Origin of the sequence: Streptomyces sp. NPDC008317 (assembly GCF_042955955.1) — a bacterium.
Classification (GTDB): domain Bacteria; phylum Actinomycetota; class Actinomycetes; order Streptomycetales; family Streptomycetaceae; genus Actinacidiphila.
The window spans coordinates 1,104,401-1,125,238 of sequence record NZ_JBIBFQ010000001.1 but is presented as its reverse complement, the minus strand read 5'-3'; the positions used below and the strand labels follow the sequence as shown (position 1 = coordinate 1,125,238).

Below are 20,838 nucleotides of genomic sequence, written 5' to 3'. Positions count from 1 at the left end.
TCCCAGAACGGCTCCCTGGAGCAGTCTGAGATTCCCTCCGGGAGCCGGCCGCCGGAGGAAACGACAAGCCCCGTGCCGCACCGAAGTCAGCGGCATGGCACGGCATCCAGCGTCTCGAAAGGTCCCCAGCGATGTCCGACACGATCTCGGATACCTGCCCTCCTACATTCGGATTCCGGGTCGAAGCCGAGTCCGAGGCGGTGCCCGACGCTCGGCGCAAGATCGCTGCGCTGGTGCGGAGTTGGGGCGTGCCGTTCGCGGAGGAGGCGTTCGAAGACCTGGAACTGCTGTCGACGGAACTGATCACGAACGCCATCCGCTACAGCCGAGCCCCGTGTGCGGTGGCCGTGCGATGGACCGGGGTACGGATCCGGGTCGAGGTCACCGATTCGGACCCGGTCCGTCCGCGACCACGCCACGGCTCGGTGGACGCCGAGGACGGGCGGGGCCTGCTCCTGGTGGAGACTCTGTCCGCTGTGTGGGGCAGCAGTCCTGATCCGGCGGGCAAGGTCGTCTGGTTCGAGGTCGGGCCGGATGACCACCACAGCCTCGCGGCGGCGTCACGGGATCAGCCGCAACCGTGGAGCACGCCGGGGCTGTGGAGGATCACCACCACCGACGGCTCTGCGACCTCCGGTTACCTGCCCGCGTGGGCCGAGGACGACCCGTCGGAGGTTGGGGTGCCTTCCGACCAACTCCCGTCCCGCCTCGCACACATCAACCACCGGAATTTCTTCGAGGGCCTGATGATGCCGATCGTCGCGCCGGACCACTGGGACGGAGCCGAGGAGGACGCCGTCCTGGAGGGAAGCATCGACTGCGACCCGTACGACGAGGACCCGCACCTCCGAGTGCCAGTCGTCAACCTCCAGGTCTGCGTGGGGCGCTGGATCCTCGGCCTGGACCCACCGGGAGTCGCCGAGGCCGCCGCGAAGCTCCGCGCCCACGCCAACTTCCTCGACGAGAAGGTACGCCCCGCGCTCATCGCCGCCCGCGAGGACTGGGCCGCCCACCAACCGTCAGCCCAGCATCGCTCGCCAGCCTCAGGCCCGGCGGGCCGCACATAACCCGCACACTCGGCGCCCCGGCCCTTCCCCCTCCCTGTTGGCGCGGCTGTGCGAGCGCCCATGGAGAGCCCCCGGCGCCAGTGGACGTCATCGGTTACCGGACCCCGGACTGCACGACGTCACGCCTTCAGGGTGCCGAGGGGGTCCCCAGCAGTCACGGGCGAACCAGAAGCCTTATCGATTCCCCAGATCAGGAGGACAGCATCATGACCACAGCCACGCAGATCGACAGTGGTGTCGAGTCACGCACTCGGGACCCGAAGGAACTCCTCAACGCCGTCCAGCCGCACATCGCGCACCTGACCGTCAATATCCGCGACAGCGGCATGACGCTCTGGGACCGCGAGATCGCCCTCCTGCTGCGTGACCACACCATGGTCCGCGACATGGCCGAACGGATCCTCGGCAACGCCGTCATGTACACCCTCGCCTGCATCGAGCACCCCGAGGTGCACCTCGGGGTCGGCAAACTCGTCGACATCGGCGTCCACCAACTCATCCTCGACACGCCTGTCTGGTTCGCCCTCTGCGATCTCTACAACGGCGGTCGGTACAAGCACCACGCTCCGTTCATCGAGCGCCGCAGCGACGGCCTGTGCCTGCGCACTGCGGACTTCCTCACCTCGATCGGCTTCGAGATCGACACCGAGCTGTGGGCGATCGACGGCACGGACTGCTCGCCGTGCGACAACAAGGTCCCCGACAGCCACTGAACCGAACGGTGCCTCGCCCGTCCGGTGCCTACGGGCATCATGGGGCGGGGCGCCGCCTTCTTCCGCAAGCAGAGGACAGATATGCCTGCGCAACACGACATCGTCGCCGAGACCGAACTGTGGGACACCTACGCCCGCACTGCCTTCAAGGACGAAGCCGAGCCGGTCTTCCGCTGGACGCAGTACGCCGGTCACGGACCCGGCCCTGAGCTCCTGGGTGACCCGGGCAGCGTCCTGGAGATCGGCTGCGGCACCGGACGCGCGCTCGCGCACCTGGCGCAGAGCGGCGTGAAGGCCACGGGCGTGGACCTGTCTCCGGTGATGGTCGAGAAGATCTCTGAGCGCTGGGCCCCGTCGGGAGCGCAGTTCCACTGCGCCGAAGTGCTGGATTACCTCGGCTCCACCGCGGAGACCTACGACGCGGTGTACTCGATCTTCGGCGCGGCCTGGTTCGCCGACCCGTCGAAGCTCTTCCCGCTCGTCCGCCGCCGGCTCAATCCCGGCGGGACCTTCGTCTTCTCCCAGCCACCCGCGATCCCGGGCGCCTACGGCCCACAGGGCATGTACAAGGGTGGCTTCGCGGGGAAGGCCATGTTCACCTACCGCTACAGCTACCGCCCGCCCGTATGGGAACGCCTGCTGGCCCGGGCCGGTTTCACCGATGCCCAAGCCCGCATCCTCGACGCCCCCGAACCCGACCACATCGGTACGCTCCTGGTCCGCGCCCAGGCGTGACGCCGGGCCCAGCCCACGTCGCCCCCGCCGAACGGCCGGAGCCTTTCGCTGTACGCGGCCGGATTGCCCTTTGTGGACGTCCCCGATCCCATCGTCGGCTCCAGGGACAGCGCAGACGGGGCATTCGTCGCGCGCATCCGGACCGAGCAAGTTCAACGCCCCGTTGATCGAGCATGGAGGAGGTTTGCGAAGGAAAGGGGAGGCTCCGGAACGGTACCCCTGGACGCAGGTCGGTATCAGCGAACGTCGCTACTACAAGCTATTGCCGCTGTTCGCTCAGAAGGTCAACGGCCGCTACGAGTACGAACTCGACGACGTGGTGCCACGCATGAAGGCCCGCCTTAACCGGGCAGACGACGCGCGGGCCGTGCGAGCAGCCGCCCTCGATGTCCTCCGGTCCCACGGATTCAACGAAGAGGCCGCGCGCAAATGGCTGCAGCGACACCGACCTGAGCAGGCTGTAGACGCCTGGCCGCGCCGTCGGCGGCCACAGGAACTGTAGGTACCCGTCGCGGTGCGGTACAGCCGTCACCTGTCCTCACCGCGGCAGAGCCTCGCGTGACTGCGGCCACCACAACCTCACAGTCGCGCTCCCGCTCACGCACGGCCCCCGCACGCCGGTACCCCGGCCGCCATCAGGCGACCGGGGCACCATAACCGCAGGTCAGCGCCTCGTCACGAGACCTGACCCCGTAGGCCCTGTGGGACTTGAACCCACAACCAATGGATTAAAAGTCCACTGCTCTGCCAATTGAGCTAAGGGCCCGCTCCCCGCAGCATAGCTGGGACCTGCGGGGGAGGCCGAACCGGTTAGGGCCTGTCCGGCGGATCATGGGCGGTCCAGGCGGCGGCTGGCGCCGGACAGGCCCTAGGGCTGGGGGGTGTCCGTGGGGCGGCGGAGGAACCAGTGGCGGGCGGAGACGAGCCACCAGGTGGTGGCGAAGCCGAGGACGACGAGGACGGCGATGGGGGCGTAGTTGAAGGTCTTCCAGGTGATGGGAGAGAGCTGGGGGAGCATGAAGAGGACGGTGATGAGGGCGACCCAGGCGACGGCGACGACGCCGATGGGGCGGGACCAGCGGCCGAGGTGCCAGGGGCCGGGCTCGAAGGCGGGGCCTTTGCGGAGGCGGAGCAGGGTGGGGATGACGTAGGCGATGTAGAGGCCGATCACGGCGATCGAGGTGACGGCGGCGTAGGCGGTGGCGTTGATGAGGTACGGCAGGCCGAGGCAGAGCGCGCCGGCCGCGGCGAGCCAGACGGCGGCGACGGGGGTACGGGTGCGCGGGCTGACAGTGCGCCAGACGCGCGAGTAGGGCAGCGCCCCGTCGCGTGAAAAGGCGTAGATCATACGGCTGTTGGCGGTCACGGACGCCATGCCGCAGAAGAGCTGGGCGCCGATGACGACGAGCAGCAGGAGTTTGCCGCTGGTCGCGCCGAGCGCGTCGAGCAGGATCTGCGCGGGCGGCGCGCCGGTCGGTGAGCCCAACTCGGCGTCGTACGACTGGATCGCGAAGGTGAAGCCGAGCAGCAGAACGAAGCCCGCGATCCAGGACGTCCAGATGGAACGGACGATGCCGCGCGGACCGGCGGTGGCGGCGTCGTGCGTCTCCTCGGTCATGTGCGCGGAGGCGTCGTACCCGGTGAAGGTGTACTGCGCCATCAGCAGGCCGATCAGCACCACGTAAATGCCGCTGCCGAAGCCGGTGTTGTTCACGTAGTGCGTGAACACGAAGCTCGCCGAGCGGTGGTGGTCGGGAACGAAGGCGAGCGCGCCGACGATCAGGCCGACGCCGAGCACGTGCCACCAGACGCTGACGTTGTTCAGGACGGCGACGATCCGTACGCCGAAGGTGTTGAGCAGGCCGTGCAGGAGCAGGATCGCGGCGTAGAGCAGGATCGTCCGGCCGGGGCTGACGCGGAAGTCGAACTGGAGGTTCAGATACGCGCCCAGGAACGACGCCGCGCCGAAGTCGATGCCCGCGGTGACGGCGACCTGGCCGAGGACGTTGAACCAGCCGGTGAACCACGCCCACGCGGCGGCGCTGCGCTCCGGAGCCAGCCGGTGCGCCCAGAAGTACAGGCCCGCGGACGTCGGGTACGCCGAACAGATCTCGGCCATCGCCAGCCCGACGACCAGCGTCATCAGGCCGACCCCGACCCAGCCCCAGGTGATCAGGGCCGGACCGCCGGTGTTCATCCCGAACAGGTACAGCGTCAGACAGCCGGACAGCACCGAGATGATCGTGAACGAGACCGCGTAGTTCGAGAACGCCGACATCCGGCGCGCCAGATTCTGCGTGTAGCCGAGCTGCGCGAGCCGCTCCTCGTCCGACACGGACGAGGAGACGGACGAGGAGACGGGAGAGGGGACGGGAGAGGGGACGGAGGAGGAGACGGGAGCGGAATCCGGGGGTACGGAAGAGGCGGAGAGAGGGACGTCCTCAGGTGTCATGCCCCAGGCTTCCCGCACCCAGGGCATGACATGCACGCGTCGTCTAGTACAGGGCCTTCACCGTGCTCCACGGCCCCCCGAGGCTCTTCCGCGGCGCGAACGTCCCCTTGCCGCTGCCGTCGTAGCGGTACAGAACGCCGGAGGCGTCGGCGGCGAGGACATCGTTGCGGCCGTCCTGGGAGAGGTCGCCGATGCCGACGATGTCCTTGTAGATCTGCCAGCCGGCGCCGATCCGCACGCGCGGCGCGAAGGTGCCGCGGCCGGAGCCGTCGTAGCGCCACAGCACGCCCGCGGTGTCACGGGCGAGAAGGTCCGCCACGCCGTCGCCGTTGAGGTCGTTGGCTCCGACGATCTTGTTGAAGATGTTCCAGCCGGGACCGATCCTGACCCGCGGGGCGAAGGTCCCGCGTGACGTGCCGTCGTACCGCCACAGCACGCCCTCGGCGTCCCGGGCCACCGCGTCGGGGAAGCCGTCCCGGTTCAGGTCGCCCGGCGAGACGATCGCGTTGTAGATGTTCCAGCCGGGACCGATCAGGACGGACGGACCCGAGATGTCGGGAAGGGTCCCGTCCGACCGGCCCGGGAGGCGGCGCAGTTCACCGGAGGTGGTACGGATCAGCAGGTCGTTGATTCCGTCTCCGTCGGCGTCACCGGTCGGGACGAGCAGCGAGCCCTTGCCCCAGCCCGCGATGCGCAGCGGGTACGGCGTGAAGTCGCCCTTCTCCGTGCCCCGGAAGACGGTGTCGAGGTTCGCTTCGACGCCCGTCAGGAAGAGGTCGGGGAAGCCGTCCTTGGTGTAGTCGTGCGGCACGGGCGCGCCGTGCTGGGCGAACTGCGTTCCCCCGTCGAAGGCCAGGTCGGGGCCCTGACCGTCGGCGGGCCTCGCGGTCACCTCGCTGCGGTACAGCCCGTCGGGCACGGGGACGCCGGCGTCGGTCCGCTCGTCCCAGTTCGCCGCCAGGTAGTACTCCCGTACCGCCCCGAAGCTGCGGGTGGCGACCCGCGCGCCGGTCACCTTCCGTATGTAGTCGACCTTCCACGAGCCGACCGGCCTGCTCGGGTACCACGCTCCCCCCGCCCCGACGTTCTCCAGCGGCGAGCCGGGCACCCCGGTCCCGAGGACGTGGAAGGTGCCCGCGTCGTCCGCCCAGGCCACGCCGCCGCCGAACCGGTCGACCGTCCAGTGCCAGCCGCGGTCGTCGGTGAGCGAGGCCGCCGGAAGGTCGGCGATCGTCCGGTCGGGGCCGGCGGCCGTACCGCCGTGGAAGTCGTTCAGCACCAGGTGGTCGCCGATGTGGCGCACCAGGTAGCCGTCGCCCAGCAGCGCGGTGCCGCTCGGGAGCGCGACGTTCTTGTTGGCGGTCAGGTCGTACGCACCCGCCGGGCCGGTCGGGCCGCAGGACCAGTACAGCCAGCGTCCGGCGCTCTGCAACTCCGTCGGAACGCAAGGGGCGTTGGTCACGACGGTCCGCTTCGGGCCGTGTCCGAACTCGCGGATCACATCGGCGGTCAGCACGCCCTTGGCGGCAGTGGGCCGCCACAGGATGTCGCCGCGCACAGTGGCGGCGGAAAGCGGCTGGTCGACCGGTGTGTGGTTCGAGCTGTTGTTGTCGAAGACGTAGAGCCGCGCGGGAGTGCCGCTGGCGTACGCGACGTAAGGGCCCCAGGCGTCGACCAGTCGGCCGCCCTTGCCGGGGGTCGTACGCGGGCCGATCGTGTCGTAGCCGCCGTCCGTGACGGGACCGGTGGAGAGATAGCTGAGTTGCTGACTGCCGCCGAAGAGCCGGACGCAGGACGAGCCGGGCTCGCAGGGGACGGCGGTTGCGGCGACGGCGCCCTTCGGGACCGCCGGGCCGGTGGGCAGGCCATCGGCGAGGCCGAGTTCCTGGCTGTAGAGATTCCGGCCGAGCGAGCCGTCGTAGCGGGCGGCGGCCGTGGCGTACCGCACCACACCGCGGTCCATCGTCATGCCGTCGACCCGTACCGCGGCGGGGCTCATGGGCAGGACGGGAACGCCCGTGCCGATCGGCCCACCGTCGGCCGCGAGCACCCGTACCGCCCAGTCGGCGGCGTCCGCGCCGCCCTCGACGAGCGCCCGCCCGTCGCCGGTGGCGAGCAGGCGGCCGGTGGAGCGCGGCAGTACGGTCACCGGCGCGCCGCCTGCAAGCGGTACGGCCACGACCGGAACGCCCCACGGCGTGAGGGTGTCGGTCGGCGTCGCGGTCGCGGTCGGGGCGTCGGAGACCAGGGCGGAGTCGCCGACCAGGCTCACGGACCGCCGCGTCGACTGCGCCTGGGCGGGAAGCGTGGCGGTCGTCCGCGGGCCGCCGAGGTCGTCCCGGCCGACGGACCGGATGGTGGAACCGTAGTACCAGGCAAGCCTGTTGGGCGTGAGCAGGGGCATGGGGTGGGCGGTGCCGGTCTGAGCGTCGCCGAGGGCGTGGAAGGCGGCGGCGGCCAGATCGACGTAGCCGATGTGGAGCGCGCCCGACGGCATGCGGTAGGTGAGCACCGCGCCCCGGTCGTCGCCGCCGTCCACGCTGAAGACGTTGACATCGTCCGGCAGGGCCACCGTGGTGTCGGTCGTGGCGTCCCCCGCTCGCTCGCCCGCTCGCAGGATGTGCAGTCGCCAGGTCCCCGCCGTACGGTCGCCCGAATCGGTGAGTGCGGCGCTGCCCGCCATCGCCCGGAAATTCTGCCCGGCCGGGATGGCGATCTCCGATGTGCCGCCGTCGGCCATGTCCCGCAGCAGCAGGCGCTTGCCGCCGTTCGCCGTGTTCAGTGTGGTCAGGATGTCGCTGCCCATGGACACGCGGCTCGCGGTGACCCAGTCGTTGGCCACCGGCGGCACCTCGGTGGACGAGCCGTCCGCGTAGCGCGTCCAGAACTCGTGCTCACCGTCCTGGGACTTGCGCAGCACGCCCGACGCGCCCGCGAAGACGGTCCGGGCGTCGGGGGACCACGGCACCGCCGCCTGGAACGACGTCGGAGCGCCGCCCGCGGGTACGTCGGCCGCCGCCGCGGTGGTCACCGTCCCGGTCCCCGCCCCGAACGACACGGCCAGAGCGAAAGTGGCGAGCGCGGCGAGAGCACCGTGCGCGCGGGGGCGTTGTGCCACCCGTTCCTCCTGAGGTCATCAAGAACACGGCATGGCGGGACCCCGGCCTGTCCGGCCGCGTCAGCGCACTGCGGTGAAGCCCCCCAGCCCCCCGGGTGTACCCCCCCATGCAAGTGACCGCACTCTAACACCCGCCCCACCTGCGCAAACAGGCCCGCCCGGTGTGAAGTGATCACACCGGGCGGGCCCGTTCTGCGGCTCAGCGGTCAGCGGTCAGCCGTTGCGCTTCCAGCGGGGCTTGCGGTCGTAGGAGGAGCCGGCGGCCGGGGCGGCGCCGGGGGCGCGGCGGTCGTCACGGTTGCCGTACGAGGGACGCGAGTCGCGGTCGCCGTAGGAGGGGCGGCTGTCGCGGCGGTCGTACGAGGACGACGTGGACGGACGGCTGCTGTCGCGGCGGTCGCGGTTGAAGGGGCGGTCGCGGTCGTCGCGGCTGTTGTACGCGGGACGGCGGTCGTCACGGTTGCCGTACGAGGGACGCGAGTCGCGGCTGTCGCGGCTGGTGTACGGGGTGGACGGACGGCCGCTGCGCTCGCCGTACGAGGGGCGGGAGTCACGGCGGTCGTCGCCGCGGCGGTCGTCACGGTTGCCGTAGGACGGACGGCTGTCACGGCGGTCGTCGCGGTTGCCGTCACGGTTGCCGTACGACGGACGGGAGTCGCGGTTGCCGTCGCGGTTGCCGTACGAGGGACGGCTGTCACGGCGGTCGTCACGGTTGCCGTACGAGGGGCGGTCGTCACGGTTGCCGTACGACGGGCGGCTGTCGCGACGGTCGTCACGGTTGCCGTACGAGGGACGGGAGTCGCGGTTGCCGTAGGACGAACGGTCGTTGCGGCGGTCGAAGTTGCCGCGGTCGTCGCGGCGGTCCTCGCGCTGCTCCGGCACGGGGGCCGGGGCGGCGGCGGCCAACGCGGCGGCCTCGGCGGCGAGTTCGGCGGCCTTGGCGGCCACCGCCTCCTCCGGGTCCTCGCCGCGCTCGCGGGCCGAACGGGCGGTGAGGCGGTCGGCCTCCTCGCGCAGTTCGGTCGCGCGGCGCTGGAGCCGCTCCAACTGACGCGTGACGTCGGCGACTTCGCGCTCCGCCTGGAGAGCGGCGTTCTGTACGGCGTCGGCCTGGACGTCGGTCAGCGAGCGCGCGCCGGTGATCTTGGCGACGTCCTCGTCGAAGACGCCCGCGCCGCCGATGATGTGGCGCGAGGCGTCGACGCCCGCGTCCTCCATCAGCCGGAAGATCTGCTTGCGCTGGTGCGGCAGGGCGAGCGAGACGACCGTGCCGGACTCGCCCGCGCGGGCGGTACGGCCCGAGCGGTGCAGGTAGTCCTTGTGGTCGGCGGCCGGGTCGACGTTGAGCACCAGGCCGATGCCGTCGACGTGGATGCCGCGGGCGGCGACGTCGGTGGCGACCAGGACGTTGACCTGACCGGCCTTGAAGTCCTCAAGGGTGCGGGTACGGGCGCCCTGGGTCATGCCGCCGTGCAGCGCGTCGGCGCGGACACCGGCCTCGATGAGCTGCTCGGCGACGCGGTCGGCGCCCATCTGGGTGCGGACGAAGATGATCGTGCGGCCCTTGCGGGCGGCGATGGCGGCGGTGACCGGCGCCTTGTCCTTCGGCTTCACGACGAGCACGTGGTGGCTCATGGTGGTGACGGCGCCCTGGGCGGCGTCCACCTCGTGGGTGACCGGGTCGACCAGGTAGCGCCGGACGAGGCTGTCGATCTCGTTCTCCAGCGTCGCGGAGAACAGCAGGCGCTGGCCGCCCGCCGGGATGAGGTCGAGGATCTCGGTGACCTCGGGCAGGAAGCCCATGTCGGCCATCTGGTCGGCCTCGTCGAGGACCGCGATCTGCACCTGGTCGAGCACGGCGGAGCCGCGGTTGATCAGGTCGCGCAGCCGGCCGGGGGTGGCGACGAGGACGTCGACGCCGCGGTCCAGCGCGTAGATCTGGTTCTGCATGGACGTGCCGCCGCAGACGACCTTCATCTTCAGGCCGAGGACGTCGCCGTACGGCTGGAGCGCGTCGGCCACCTGCATGGCCAGCTCGCGGGTCGGGGTGAGGATGACGCCGCGGGGGCGCTTGCGCTCGGTGTGGCCGCCGGACAGCAGGGTCAGCAGCGGCAGGCCGAAGGAGAGCGTCTTGCCGGAGCCGGTACGGCCGCGGCCCAGGATGTCCCGGCCCGCCAGCGCGTCCGGGATGGTCGCGGCCTGGATCGGGAAGGGGGTGGTGACGCCGTTCTGCGCGAGCTTGCGGACGATGCCGTCGGCGAGGCCGAGGTCGGCGAAGGTCACGGTGGGCTCGGCGTCGGCGTCGGTGTCGTCCTCGGCGTCGGCCTCGGTGTCCGCGTCGAGGACGTCGGCCTCGGTGTCCGCGTCGAGGACGTCGGTCGCGTCGTCGGCGCCGGTGGTGTCGGTGTTCTCTGCGGTGTCGGCGGTGGTGATGTCCACCACGTCCGCTACGGCGAGGATCTCGTCGTTCTCGGGCATGACGGAACGGTCGGCACTGTCAATGGACATGCTGAAGCTAAACCTCTCGGAGACTTACGGCACGCGCCAGCTCCGTAGGTTGCTTACAACCGCCTCGATGCGGTCAGCCACAGGAGAAAAGGAACGCGCCACGCGGCGCACATCGGATCAGGCGCCAGGCAGTGGGATCAAACGATCTACCAGCATACGCATCTGTCGGCGCCTTTGCCAATCGCCTTCCGGACCGGGCGCTGACCAGCGGCGATACCGCCACGATGCGGTCAGCGGTCGCGGCGGTCCCCGCGCCGTTCGGCGCTCGGGTCGGGCGACCCGCTGGGGTCGGAGCTGGGGCTGGCGGTCGGCGGGTCGGTGGTCGGCGGCGCGGTCGGCGCGTCCGTCGTCGGCTGGCCGGTCGGCTGGGAGGCCGTCGGCGAGGGCTGGGCGGTCGGCTGCGGCGCCGAGGTGCCGTCGGACGCGGTCGGTACGCCGCCGGGTCCTGCCGGGCCGCCGCCCGCGCCGCCCGCCCGGGCCGTCGCGGGGGCCCGCGTGTCGCCAGGCGAGGCCGTACCGGTGACGGAGGGGGACGGGGACATCGGGCCGCCGCCGCGGTGCGGGTCGCCCGCGCCCTGCGGGACCCGCGCACCGTCCGCGACGGTCCCCGCGCTCACGCCGGGCGCGTGCTTCGGCGCCTTGGGGTCGGACTCGCTCCCCGCGCTCACGCACGCCGCGACCCCGGCGGCCACCAGCGTGACGAGGACGGCGGACCGCAGCCCCGTACGGACGGCTCGGGCCCGGTCGCGGCGGGGGTCGCGGGGGCGGTCTGGGGCAGGGAGCACGTGTACGCACCTCGGGCTCGGTACAGGCGGACGCGTACGGTCGTACGGTCGTCGTACCGCCGCACGTCCGTACGCACCGGTCGGCGGTCGGATCGCCGTGTCCAACGCCGCGCCTCCCGCCAGGACACGCCCCGCGTCCCTGGCGTCACCCGTGGCGCGCAGCCGGGCCGCCGCCCGCGGCCGTCAGCGCGAAAGGGCCCCCGAAACCGTCACCCGTACCCCAGGGCGTGCAGCCGCTCGTCGTCGATGCCGAAGTGGTGGGCGATCTCGTGCACGACGGTCACCTCCGTCTCGGCGACGACCTCCTCGCGCGTGGCGCACATCCGCAGCGTCGGGCCCCGGTAGACGGTGATCCGGTCCGGCAGCACCCCGGCGTACCACTCGCCGCGCTCGGTCAGCGGCGTCCCCTCGTACAGCCCGAGCAGGTCCGGCTCCCCCGGCGCGGGCTCGTCCTCCACGAAGACCGCCACGTTGTCCATCAGCCGGGTCAGCTCGCCGGGAATCCGGTCGAGCGCCTCCCCGACCAGCTCTTCGAACTCCTCACGCGTCATCTCCAGCACGCTGCCCATTGTCCGCCACCCCGCCGCGAAAAGCGTTTTGGCGAACCCCCGGCCCATCCCATATGCTGCACCCGTCCCCGACGTGCGCCTCGGCGCCCACGGTCGGCCATCCAGCCCTCATCGTCTAGTGGCCCAGGACGCCGCCCTTTCAAGGCGGTAGCACGGGTTCGAATCCCGTTGGGGGCACCACAGTTGATCTTTGCCGCAGGCCAGGCGGCATTTTAGCCGCTCGCACCGTCGAGTCACCTCCGGGTGATCTCGTCGCGTAGCCGCAGCGCCCGCGGGTCGGTGAACGCCGTGAGCAGATCGAGTGCCTCGGCTCGGGCGTCGGCGGCCTCCTGCCGGGAATCGGCAGCGTCCAGGGCTGCCGCCAGATGTGTCAGCGTCTGCGCCGTCTCCCATGTCTGCCGAAGGTCTCGATAGACGCTCGCGGACCGACGGTGGCAGTCGACGGCTTCCCGCGCACGGCCGAGTTGCAGCAGCGCCTGCCCGAGACCGTCCCATGCCGCTGCTTGACGAGCGCGGTCGCCCAACGGTTCCTGGAGCGCGGCGGCGCGCCGGTAGGAGGCCAGCGCACCGGTGAGGCGGCCGGTGGCGCGTTGAGCGTCGCCCAAAGCCATGAGCCAGTACGCCTCCGCGGCCGTGCTGTGGATCTCGGTGGCGATGGCTACGGCCTGCTCGGCGTGTGCCAACGCCGTGTCCGCGTCCCCGCTCTCCAATTCCGCCGCGGCGAGGAGTCTGAGGCCGTTTCCCTCGGCGCGGCGGTCGCGGTACGTCCGGAACACCTCGATTCCTCGACGTAGAGGCCCGAGAGCACGCTCGGGGTGACCGAGTTCCATGTCCACCTGAGCGAGATTGACCGCCACGCGGGACTCCCAGAATCCGTCGTTCCGCGCGGCGAACAGTCCCATGCTGTTCTCGAACGCCTCCCGTGCCTGCGCCAGGTTGCGGCGGCGTAGTTCGAGCAGTCCGAGACCGTTGAGTGTCAGTGCCTCACCGAGGGTGTCCTTCAGGGCCCGGCGCAGGGTCAGCGCCGCCCCGTAGTGCTCGGCCGCGGCGGCCAGGCTCTGGGACTGGGCATACGCCATGCCCAGGCTCTCCTCCAGTTCGGCTTCGGCACGGCGGTCGCCGTCCCGGCGTGCGGCCTCAAGACCGGTCCGGGAAGTGGCCAGCCAATCCTGGAACGGATTGGTGGTCATGTAAACGGCGCGCAGAACCACCGCCAACTGCCATGCGATCCGGTCCGATCCGCCGCTCGCGGCGGCTCGCACCGCGGCCACCAGGTTGTCCCGCTCCGCCGCGTACCAGCGCATCGCCTGCGCCTCGTCGGTGAACGCGGGCGTGGGCGGCCCTCCGTCGGCCGGTACCAACTCCACACGAGGCTCCTGCGGTGCGATACGGGCCTGGACCGCGTCGGCGGTGTGCAAGTACCAGATCAGCACTCTGCGCAGCGCGTCCTCACGCCCCTGTGGGGTCTCTTCCAGCCGTGCCCGGTCGGCGGCGTAGGCGCGCAGCAGGTCGTGCAGGCGGAAGCGGTCGGACGCGGTCTGCTCCGCCATGTGCGCGGCGGCGAGGACATCGAGGAGACGCCTCGCGGTGCGGACATCGATCCCTGCCAGAGCCGCCGCGGCCGCATCGCTGACGTCCGGTCCTGGAGCCAGTCCGAGCAGCCTGAACAGCCGGGCGGCATCCGAGGGCAGCGCCCGATAGGACCACATGAACACCGAACGCACCGCCTCGGACTCCTGGTCGTCGTCTGCTGACAGAACTTCCCACCGGCCGGACTCGTCACGCAGTTCACGGATCAGCTCCCCCAGGTGTGTCAACGGCCGCCTCGTCGCCCGCTCGCCGGCGATCCTGAGCGCCAACGGCAGGCGCGCGCAGAGGAAGGCGAGCTCCGCCACGTGGACGGGATCGTCCCCGTCCCGGTAGCCCGAGATAACACTGCGCAGCAAGGCGACGGAGCCGTCCTGGTCGAGCACGTCCAAGGTGATGCGCCGTGCTCCCTCCCGGATGCTCAGGCCGGGCAGACGGTGCCTGCTCGTCACGATGACCAGACACCCGGGAGTGGCCGGAAGCAAGGGCCTGACCTGGGCCGCGCCGGCGGCGTTGTCGAGCACGATCAGCAGCCTGCGGCCAGCCAGCCGTGAGCGGAAGGCCCCGGCCATCTGCTCGCCGTCGGCGTGAAGGACATCCGCGGGGGCACCGAGCGTACGCAGGAAACCCTCAAGGACCCGCTCGTACGTGACCGGGGCCCGGCGGTCGTAGCCATGCAGGTCGGCGTACAAACCGGTCGAGCGCTCGACGCTCGGTGTGCCGGTCGACGAAACCCGCCCCGGCCAAGGGGAGTTGTTGCGGGACCGGAAGCGAAACGCGGTCAGTTGCCGGGGCGTGGAAATGTATCCCGCCGTGGATGTCACGACCCTGCACCACGTCACGGGCAGAGCCCGACAGAGAGGAGTTGACCTCCTCTCGCGGCTCAGACACCCGTCGGGGGCGTGCGATCGGCGACCTCGCGGGCGAAGAACGTGCCGATGTCCTCCCCCGACGCGTACAGCCCTTCGACCCGCGCCGCGACACGATCCCTCGTTCCCCGATCGAGGTACCGCACAGCCCCTCCAGTACGCCGTCGGCGTCGTAAAGGATCTCGTACACCGTGTCGTCGTTGAGCGTGACCAATTCGGGAACCGGGCCCTCGTGCTCGTACTCCGCGAGGTGCTCGGGTCCGATGACGCGGATCAGCTCACCGCACTCCGCCCGCACACGCAGGAGGTTCAACTCCCATCGCAGGTAAGCGGTGAGCGGGAACTCCACCGCGCGGACGCGCAACAGGCGGCAGCCGTGGCTCGCAGCCAGGCGGGACAGGTCGAGCAGTTCTTCCCGCTGGGCCTCGATCAGCCGCAGCGCCCCCTCCCAGTCTCCCTGGGTGAAGGCGTTCCAGCTCGGATCACCCGGCTCGCGGAAATCCTGGCGACGCTCCAACTTCCAGGAATCACAGCCGTCAACAGCGAAATCCCTGCGCCGGAAGTCCGCCCGGTAGGCGTCCAGCCCCAGCCGCACGCCGTGCGAGGCATCCAGCAGGTCACTCATCCGGGATGTGTGTCTTGGCGGCCAGCAGCGTGGCGCGGGGAATGACGACAAGTCGTTCACCGCCGCCGATGACCGCGTCCTCGGGCAGCCCCTCGGCGTAGACCGACGTGAGATCGCGGCCGATCACGGCGAAATCCCCGTTGTCGAGCTCCCAGATGTCGGGACATCCGTCTCGGCCCCCCGTGGTGCCCAGCTCGGACGGCGCCCTCCCGATCCGCCGGGCCAGCCGCGCCTGCGGATCCGCATCCCACGTACTGTCCATACCTCGCCCCCCTGCACGTTCCCCGAGTTGACCACCCAGCGTACGGACGCGCTATCAGAGCGTCCACGATGCTCACGCGAATCAGCCATCTGCCGCGGCCACGATGCTGGGCGGTGACCGTGCGAGTCCGGCCCCGGCGCGATGTGCGTCGGGGCCGGGCTCGGTTCGGGGTGGGGGCGGGTGAGGGGCGGGGTCAGCCGCGGGCTACGGCGATTTTGCCGGCCAGGCGTTCTCCGGACTCGTAGACCATGTAGGGGACGCCGTTCTCGGTGCCGAAGCTGGGGGCGGCGCTGCGGCCGTTGTCGGGGGCTCCGTCGGAGGAGTTGAAGAAGACGCCGAGGTGCTTGCGGAGGCTGAAGTCGTTGCCGACCTCGGTGATCATCAGGTCGCCGCCGTGCGCCTTGTCCTTGTTGTAGGTGACGTACGCGCTGCCGTCGCGGGTGAGCAGGTGGGGGCCGCCGACGTCGCCCGCGCCGACGTCGGTGTGGCGGATGAGGGGCGTCTGGGAGAAGGTCCAGTTGCGGGCGTCCGCCGACCAGCCCCAGCCGATGTCACGGTGGTTGGTGGTGTTGTTCAGCATGAACAGCATGACGAAGTGGGCGTTCTTCGCGGGGAGTTCGTGGGCGAAGACCCGGGCGTAGGAGGTCTCGGTGGTGCCGGACGGCAGCATCGAGGTCGACAGGACCACCTTGTCGTACGTGAAGTGGATGCCGTCCTTGGACCGGGCGAGCCGGGTCGTGGTGTTCTCGCCGTGGAAGTAGAGCCACATCTCCTTGGCGCCCTCGACCCATATGACGTGCGGCGACGAGACATGGCTGACCGAGTAGTGGGGCGACCACGTGCGGGAGACGACCGGGTTGCCCGCGTACTCCGTGAACGGGCCCTCGATGTGGTCGCCGTAGGCGAGGCAGACGCCGCCGGGGGCGTCGTGCGGCGCGTAGTAGAGGTAGTAGCGGCCGAGCGGCGCGGTGAGGCGGCCGACCGTGCCGCGTATGCACGGGAAGATGATCTCGCCGGTCGGGTTGTACGCGAGCTGAGACGGCGTCAGAAGGGTCTTGACGTAACGGTAGTCGGGGAATCCGCCGGGGGTGGCGGCCGAGGCCGTCGCCGTGCCCGCCGTCGTGCCCACGGCGAGGGCGGCGGAGGTGGCGACGGCCCCGCGCAGGATGACGCGACGGCTCGGGCTCTGCGGACTCTGCGGGTTCTGCTGCTCTGACATGGGGAACTCCGTCCCGGAGGGATGTCGGAAAGGGCAGAAGTGCGGGAAGCGGGAAGGAAGTACGGGAAGTACGAAGGAACGCGGACGAGCCGCTCAGAGGTACTGCACGGCCGTGACGCAGAAGCCGCCGAGCGCGACGCACCAGACGTACGGCAGCGTGCGGACCATCACCGTCTGCGGGGTGACGCCCGCGTACTGAGCGGCCCAGACCGTCTGCGTACTGGTCGGGTCGGCGACGCCGAAGACCTGGTTGTACGAGGTGGTCAGGCCGAGGACGGCGATCGCCGGGTACACGCCCGCGGCGATCAGGACCCCGGCGATGCCCGCGCCGAGGCCGAACACGTTCAGCGGCCCGCGGTAGAGGCACAGCGGCACGAGCACGGTGAAGACCAGGACGAACAGCACGGCGTTCTGCGGGCTGACGGCCTTCACGAGCGGTTCGAGCGCGTCGACCGCGCCGGGCAGTTTCACCGCCGCCAGCAGGATGCCGATGGAGATGAAGAGCGTGATCGGCGGCGCCGCGACCTCGAATCCGGCGTAGAGCGTACGCAGCAGCCGCTTGTTCATCTCGCGCGGCCGGGTGGTGGTGACCAGGGCGTAGAGCACGCCCGCCAGCAGCGACGGGATGATCGCGATGTCGAAGCCGAGGGCGAGGATCAGCGGCACGGCGGGGGTGAACAGCGCGTACCAGGGCGCGTCGCCGAGCTGCTTGCGGCGCGTGCCGGAGTTCGGCCCGGGCCGCTCGGCCACCGACTTGAGGGACCAGGAGTGCTCGACGCCCTTGCGGCGGTTCTCGATCAGGACGAAGAGGACCGCGGCGACCAGCGCGAACGGGAACAACTTGATCATGAAGCCGCGCACGGTGTGCACGGGCAGTTCGAGCGCCGTGGAGAAGAACTGCCAGACGGGCAGTTCGAACGGCATGCCGGCGGCGATGCCCATCAGGATCGTGCCCGCGGCGGTGGCCTTGGGGATGCCGACGGCGATCATCGCGGGGATGCCGATGATGCCCGCGAGCATCGCGGCGGGCGCCGAGCCGGTGACCGTGCCGACCAGCGTGGAGACGGCCAGTACGCCGAGCGCGACCACCACGGGCCGGTCGCCGCCGAATTCGACGATCTTGCGGACGAGGGTGCCCGCGATGCCCGTCTCGTCCAGCAGCTTGCCGAGCCACGACCCGAGCAGGATCGCGATCATGGTGGCGGCCAGCGCCGGGGCGCCCTCCTGGAGCACCGTGTCCAGCACGCTGTTCTTGCCGGTCAGCGGCGCCCCGGAGACCAGGGCGATGGCGACGGCCAGCAGGATGAGTGCGAAGGCCGTGGGGAGCTTGCGGGTGAGCATCGCGGCGACACCCGCCGCCATGATCAGCAGAATGACGACACCCATGGCGTCACTTCTCTCTTCCGTGCGGTGTGCGTCTCCGCGGGGTCCGTGTTTGCGGGGTACGTGATTGCGGGGTCCGTGTTTGCGGGGTGGTCGCCCCAAGGGCGCGTGTCTGCGGCGACGCGGTCACCCACTCGGCGAGCGCCGCCGTCAGCAGCAGCGGACTGCGGCCGAGACCGCAGACCGTACGGGCGTACGCGTGCGCCGCGATCTCGTCGGCGCCGGCGACGTGCCCGTACCAGCGGCGGCTGCCGAGCCGCAGCACGACATGGCCGAGCGCGCGCCTCAACTCGGCCTTGGCCGGCCCGTGGTGGAGCCGCGCGTGCGCGGCCTCGTGGGCGACGGCCGCGGCGCGGACGGAACCGGCCGGGTACCAGTCGCGCCAGCCGAGCCGCTCCGCGAGGCCGTCGGCCGCCGCGATCGTGTCGGTGAACAGCTCGATGGCGTCGGGCCGCGAGGTGTAGCGCGCCAACAGGCCCATTTCCAGGCCGCCGTCGCTCTCCACGACGTCCGCCACGCAGGCGACGGGTGCGAGCGCGGCACCGAACTCGGCTGCCGCGCGGGCCCATTGACGCAGCAGCGCGGGGTCGCGGCCCTCGTGGGTCGGGGTGCCCGCGAGCAGCCGCACGCCGAACTCGACGTCGTCCAGGTCGGCGAGGCGGCGCAGCGCGGCCAGGTCGGGCGTACGGGTCAGGACGGATGCCGTCATGTCCGTGCCTCCACAACGGCCACCACCGGCTCGTCGGCCGCGCGGCTGCTCAGTTCGCTGCGGGCGAGCGCGAGCAGCGACTGGGGTTCCACGACGCCCGACAGGTCGGAGATCCGGGACCCGATGAGCAGCCGCAGCGCGGGCGCGCGGACCCCGCCGTCGCCGTACGAGGTGACCTCGTCCACGAGCGTGGCGAGGACTTGGGGCGCGGCGCCCGCCGTGGTGGTCTCGACGCGGGCGTCGGGCGAGTGCAGCCGGACGACTCCGTCGGCGTCCACGACCCGCACGGGGTGGCGGGTGGCGCGGTACCGGCGGCGCAGCTCCGTGCCGTACACGGTGTGCGAGGGCGTGCCCGCGAGCACCCGCACCTCGGCGGGGTCGGCCTTGAGGCTGGCGGCGGCGGCGCGCAGCCGTTCCCCGTCGTCGGCGCGGTGGGCCCGGTCCTGGGTACGCAGTTCGGTGGCGCCGGTGGCGACCGCGCGTACGGTGCTGGTCTGCGGGTCGACGGTGACCTCGACCTCGACGCCGTCGGCGGCCGCGCCCTGGGCGACGACCGCGCGTTCCGCCTCGGCCCGTACGGCCAGGATCTGCTCCTGTCCGGCGCCCGGGATGATCCGCTCGATCTGCTCGCGGACCAGCGCGAGGGCGACCCCGATGGGGCTGATGACCTCGCTGTGGGCGGCGATCCTGCCCTCGCGTTCGCAGACGACGGCCAGGTGCGGTGTCACGGACGCGGCGCCGCCGCCCCCGCCGACCAGGACGGCGTTGTCCTTGTCCAGGCGGTACTCGGAGATCAGGGTGTCGACCACGGCCTTCACCTGGGCCGTACCGGCGTCGAGCACCTGGGTCGCGGCGGTGGCGACGTCCACGCCGAGCGCGGCGGCCAGCGGCGCCAGCGCGGCCTTGGCCGTCTCCTGGTCCGAGCGGGCGAAGTCGCCCTCGGGGACCCGGCCGAGCGCGTTGGCCGCGCAGGTCATGGTGATCGCGAACCGGCCGCCCGCGGCGTCGAGGACCGCGTAGTCGGCGGGGTCGTCGGCGAGCGGGCTGACCGTGGCGAGCGCGGCGTCGCGCAGGTCGTCTGGGTCGGCGAAGCAGGCGTACGGCAGGCCCGCGATGTGGGCGCTGCGCGGTCCGACCGCGGTGACCTTCCGGCCGGAGCCGCCGGTCCCGCCCGTACCGCCCGTGCCGCCCGTGCCGCCCGTGCCGCCGCTGATCCTGACCATGGACCCGCCGCCGACGCCGACCGTCCGCACGTCGAGCGCGGACAGATAGGACGTCTTGCCGAGGATCGTGGCGTGCCGGACGGCGACCTTGCCGCGCCGTACGACGCTGATGTCGGTCGAGGTGCCGCCGGTCTCCAGGAACAGGCCCTCGCTGATCCGCTCCTGCATCAGGGCGCCCGCGACGCCGGCCGCGGGTCCCGACAGGACGGTCAGCAGCGGCCTGCGCCGCATCTCGTCCAGCGACATCACGCCGCCGTCGCAGCGCATCACCATGAGCGGGGACGTGACGCCCGCCTTGGTGATGGCCGCGTCGACCAGGTCGGCGGTGGCGAGCATGCGCGGCAGGATCGCGGCGTTGACCACGGCGGTACGGGTCCGCTTCTGGAGTCCGTACAGCGAGGTGATCCCGTGGGCCGCCGTCATCGGCAGGCCCTTGCCGCGGGCCGCTTCGAGCACGGCCTCCTCGCCCTCGGGGCGGTCGACGCTGAACGGCTGGCTGGCGACGAGGACTTCGGCGCCTTCCCGTACGACCTCGTCGACGGCCCTGCGCACATCGGCCGCGTCGTCGGGGTCGGCGACATGGGCGTAGTGCAGCGGGAGCCGCTTGCCGGGGGTGAGTTCGAGGTTGCGGAAGGACGCGAGCCGACGGGTGAACGCGGCCCCCGGACCCGTACCGATGCCGATCAGGCCGACGGTGGCGACGTCACCCTCCAGGAGGGCGTTGGTAGCCTGGGTCGTACCGTGGGCCAGGAAGGCAACGTCCTCAGGGGCGTTCCCGGTCTGCTCCAGCAGGCGGTCGAGCGCTTCGACGATGCCGTGGGCTACGCCGTCCTCGTGGTGGTGGCTGGTGGGCACTTTCACCTGCCCCCGGAGTTCGAGGGTCGCGGCGTCTACGGCCACGGCGTCGGTGAAGGTCCCGCCCACGTCGATGCCGACGCGGATACGGTGGGTGGTCATGGTCTGGGCACCTCCTTGTGCAGTGTTGGCGAATACGCGGGCGGTGGGCCGGGCGGG

General features: G+C 71.3%; 16 protein-coding genes and 2 tRNA genes. 5 read left to right on the top strand and 13 right to left on the bottom strand.

Annotated features, from left to right (window positions below):
* The first annotated feature begins 131 nt into the window (after nucleotides 1-131).
* The 4 genes from ACFY9V_RS04715 to ACFY9V_RS04700 all read left to right on the top strand — a co-directional run bounded on the left by ACFY9V_RS04715 (nucleotide 132) and on the right by ACFY9V_RS04700 (nucleotide 3,017).
* Entirely contained in the window at nucleotides 132-1,067 is a 936-nt protein-coding gene (locus tag ACFY9V_RS04715) for a DUF6907 domain-containing protein (protein WP_391159425.1), read from the top strand.
* 206 nt (nucleotides 1,068-1,273) lie between these two features.
* Nucleotides 1,274-1,780 (top strand): hypothetical protein, encoded by a 507-nt coding sequence (locus ACFY9V_RS04710; protein WP_391159423.1) that lies wholly within the window; start codon nucleotides 1,274-1,276, stop codon nucleotides 1,778-1,780.
* 81 nt (nucleotides 1,781-1,861) lie between these two features.
* On the top strand, nucleotides 1,862-2,515 hold the full coding sequence (locus tag ACFY9V_RS04705; protein WP_391159421.1) for a methyltransferase domain-containing protein: 654 nt from the start codon (nucleotides 1,862-1,864) through the stop codon (nucleotides 2,513-2,515).
* A 163-nt stretch (nucleotides 2,516-2,678) separates the two neighbouring features.
* Nucleotides 2,679-3,017 (top strand): hypothetical protein, encoded by a 339-nt coding sequence (locus tag ACFY9V_RS04700; RefSeq protein ID WP_391159419.1) that lies wholly within the window; start codon nucleotides 2,679-2,681, stop codon nucleotides 3,015-3,017.
* Between the two features lie 191 nt (nucleotides 3,018-3,208).
* Here the strand turns inward: ACFY9V_RS04700 and ACFY9V_RS04695 are convergent.
* The 6 genes from ACFY9V_RS04695 to ACFY9V_RS04670 form a co-directional block, all read right to left on the bottom strand.
* Nucleotides 3,209-3,281 (bottom strand) — tRNA-Lys (locus tag ACFY9V_RS04695).
* A gap of 102 nt (nucleotides 3,282-3,383) precedes the next feature.
* On the bottom strand, nucleotides 3,384-4,967 hold the full coding sequence (locus tag ACFY9V_RS04690) for an amino acid permease (protein WP_391159416.1): 1,584 nt from the start codon (nucleotides 4,965-4,967) through the stop codon (nucleotides 3,384-3,386).
* A 43-nt stretch (nucleotides 4,968-5,010) separates the two neighbouring features.
* Nucleotides 5,011-8,085, bottom strand: a complete 3,075-nt coding sequence (locus ACFY9V_RS04685) for an FG-GAP-like repeat-containing protein (protein WP_391159413.1) — start codon at nucleotides 8,083-8,085, stop codon at nucleotides 5,011-5,013.
* A 213-nt stretch (nucleotides 8,086-8,298) separates the two neighbouring features.
* Nucleotides 8,299-10,593 (bottom strand): DEAD/DEAH box helicase, encoded by a 2,295-nt coding sequence (locus ACFY9V_RS04680; protein WP_391159410.1) that lies wholly within the window; start codon nucleotides 10,591-10,593, stop codon nucleotides 8,299-8,301.
* A 230-nt stretch (nucleotides 10,594-10,823) separates the two neighbouring features.
* Entirely contained in the window at nucleotides 10,824-11,378 is a 555-nt protein-coding gene (locus tag ACFY9V_RS04675) for a hypothetical protein (protein ID WP_391159408.1), read from the bottom strand.
* Between the two features lie 209 nt (nucleotides 11,379-11,587).
* Nucleotides 11,588-11,938, bottom strand: coding sequence for a metallopeptidase family protein (locus ACFY9V_RS04670; protein WP_355336196.1), 351 nt, complete (start codon nucleotides 11,936-11,938; stop codon nucleotides 11,588-11,590).
* A 113-nt stretch (nucleotides 11,939-12,051) separates the two neighbouring features.
* Between ACFY9V_RS04670 and ACFY9V_RS04665 the strand changes: the two genes are divergently transcribed.
* Nucleotides 12,052-12,127 (top strand) — tRNA-Glu (locus ACFY9V_RS04665).
* Nucleotides 12,128-12,180: 53 nt separating this feature from the next.
* Here ACFY9V_RS04665 and ACFY9V_RS04660 read toward each other — a convergent pair.
* From ACFY9V_RS04660 to ACFY9V_RS04630, 7 genes are all read right to left on the bottom strand, one after another.
* Nucleotides 12,181-14,226 carry a tetratricopeptide repeat protein gene (locus ACFY9V_RS04660; RefSeq protein ID WP_391159405.1) on the bottom strand — a complete coding sequence of 682 codons (2,046 nt, stop codon included), beginning with the start codon at nucleotides 14,224-14,226 and terminating at the stop codon, nucleotides 12,181-12,183.
* Nucleotides 14,165-15,028, bottom strand: coding sequence for a DUF6879 family protein (locus ACFY9V_RS04655; protein ID WP_391159403.1), 864 nt, complete (start codon nucleotides 15,026-15,028; stop codon nucleotides 14,165-14,167). The genes ACFY9V_RS04660 and ACFY9V_RS04655 overlap by 62 nt, the downstream gene beginning before the upstream one ends.
* Nucleotides 15,021-15,290: a hypothetical protein gene (locus ACFY9V_RS04650; RefSeq protein WP_355336190.1), complete on the bottom strand. Its 270-nt coding sequence runs from the start codon at nucleotides 15,288-15,290 to the stop codon at nucleotides 15,021-15,023. The genes ACFY9V_RS04655 and ACFY9V_RS04650 overlap by 8 nt, the downstream gene beginning before the upstream one ends.
* Before the next feature lie 193 nt (nucleotides 15,291-15,483).
* A complete protein-coding gene (locus tag ACFY9V_RS04645) occupies nucleotides 15,484-16,509 on the bottom strand; it encodes a hypothetical protein (RefSeq protein ID WP_355336188.1) in 1,026 nt (341 codons plus the stop codon).
* Between the two features lie 93 nt (nucleotides 16,510-16,602).
* Nucleotides 16,603-17,895: a transporter gene (locus tag ACFY9V_RS04640; RefSeq protein WP_355336186.1), complete on the bottom strand. Its 1,293-nt coding sequence runs from the start codon at nucleotides 17,893-17,895 to the stop codon at nucleotides 16,603-16,605.
* Between the two features lie 4 nt (nucleotides 17,896-17,899).
* Nucleotides 17,900-18,601, bottom strand: coding sequence for a hypothetical protein (locus ACFY9V_RS04635; RefSeq protein ID WP_391159400.1), 702 nt, complete (start codon nucleotides 18,599-18,601; stop codon nucleotides 17,900-17,902).
* The gene (locus tag ACFY9V_RS04630) at nucleotides 18,598-20,781 is read right to left on the bottom strand and encodes a hydantoinase/oxoprolinase family protein (RefSeq protein ID WP_391159398.1); all 2,184 of its coding nucleotides are present in this window, start codon (nucleotides 20,779-20,781) and stop codon (nucleotides 18,598-18,600) included. The genes ACFY9V_RS04635 and ACFY9V_RS04630 overlap by 4 nt, the downstream gene beginning before the upstream one ends.
* Between the last annotated feature and the right edge of the window lie 57 nt (nucleotides 20,782-20,838).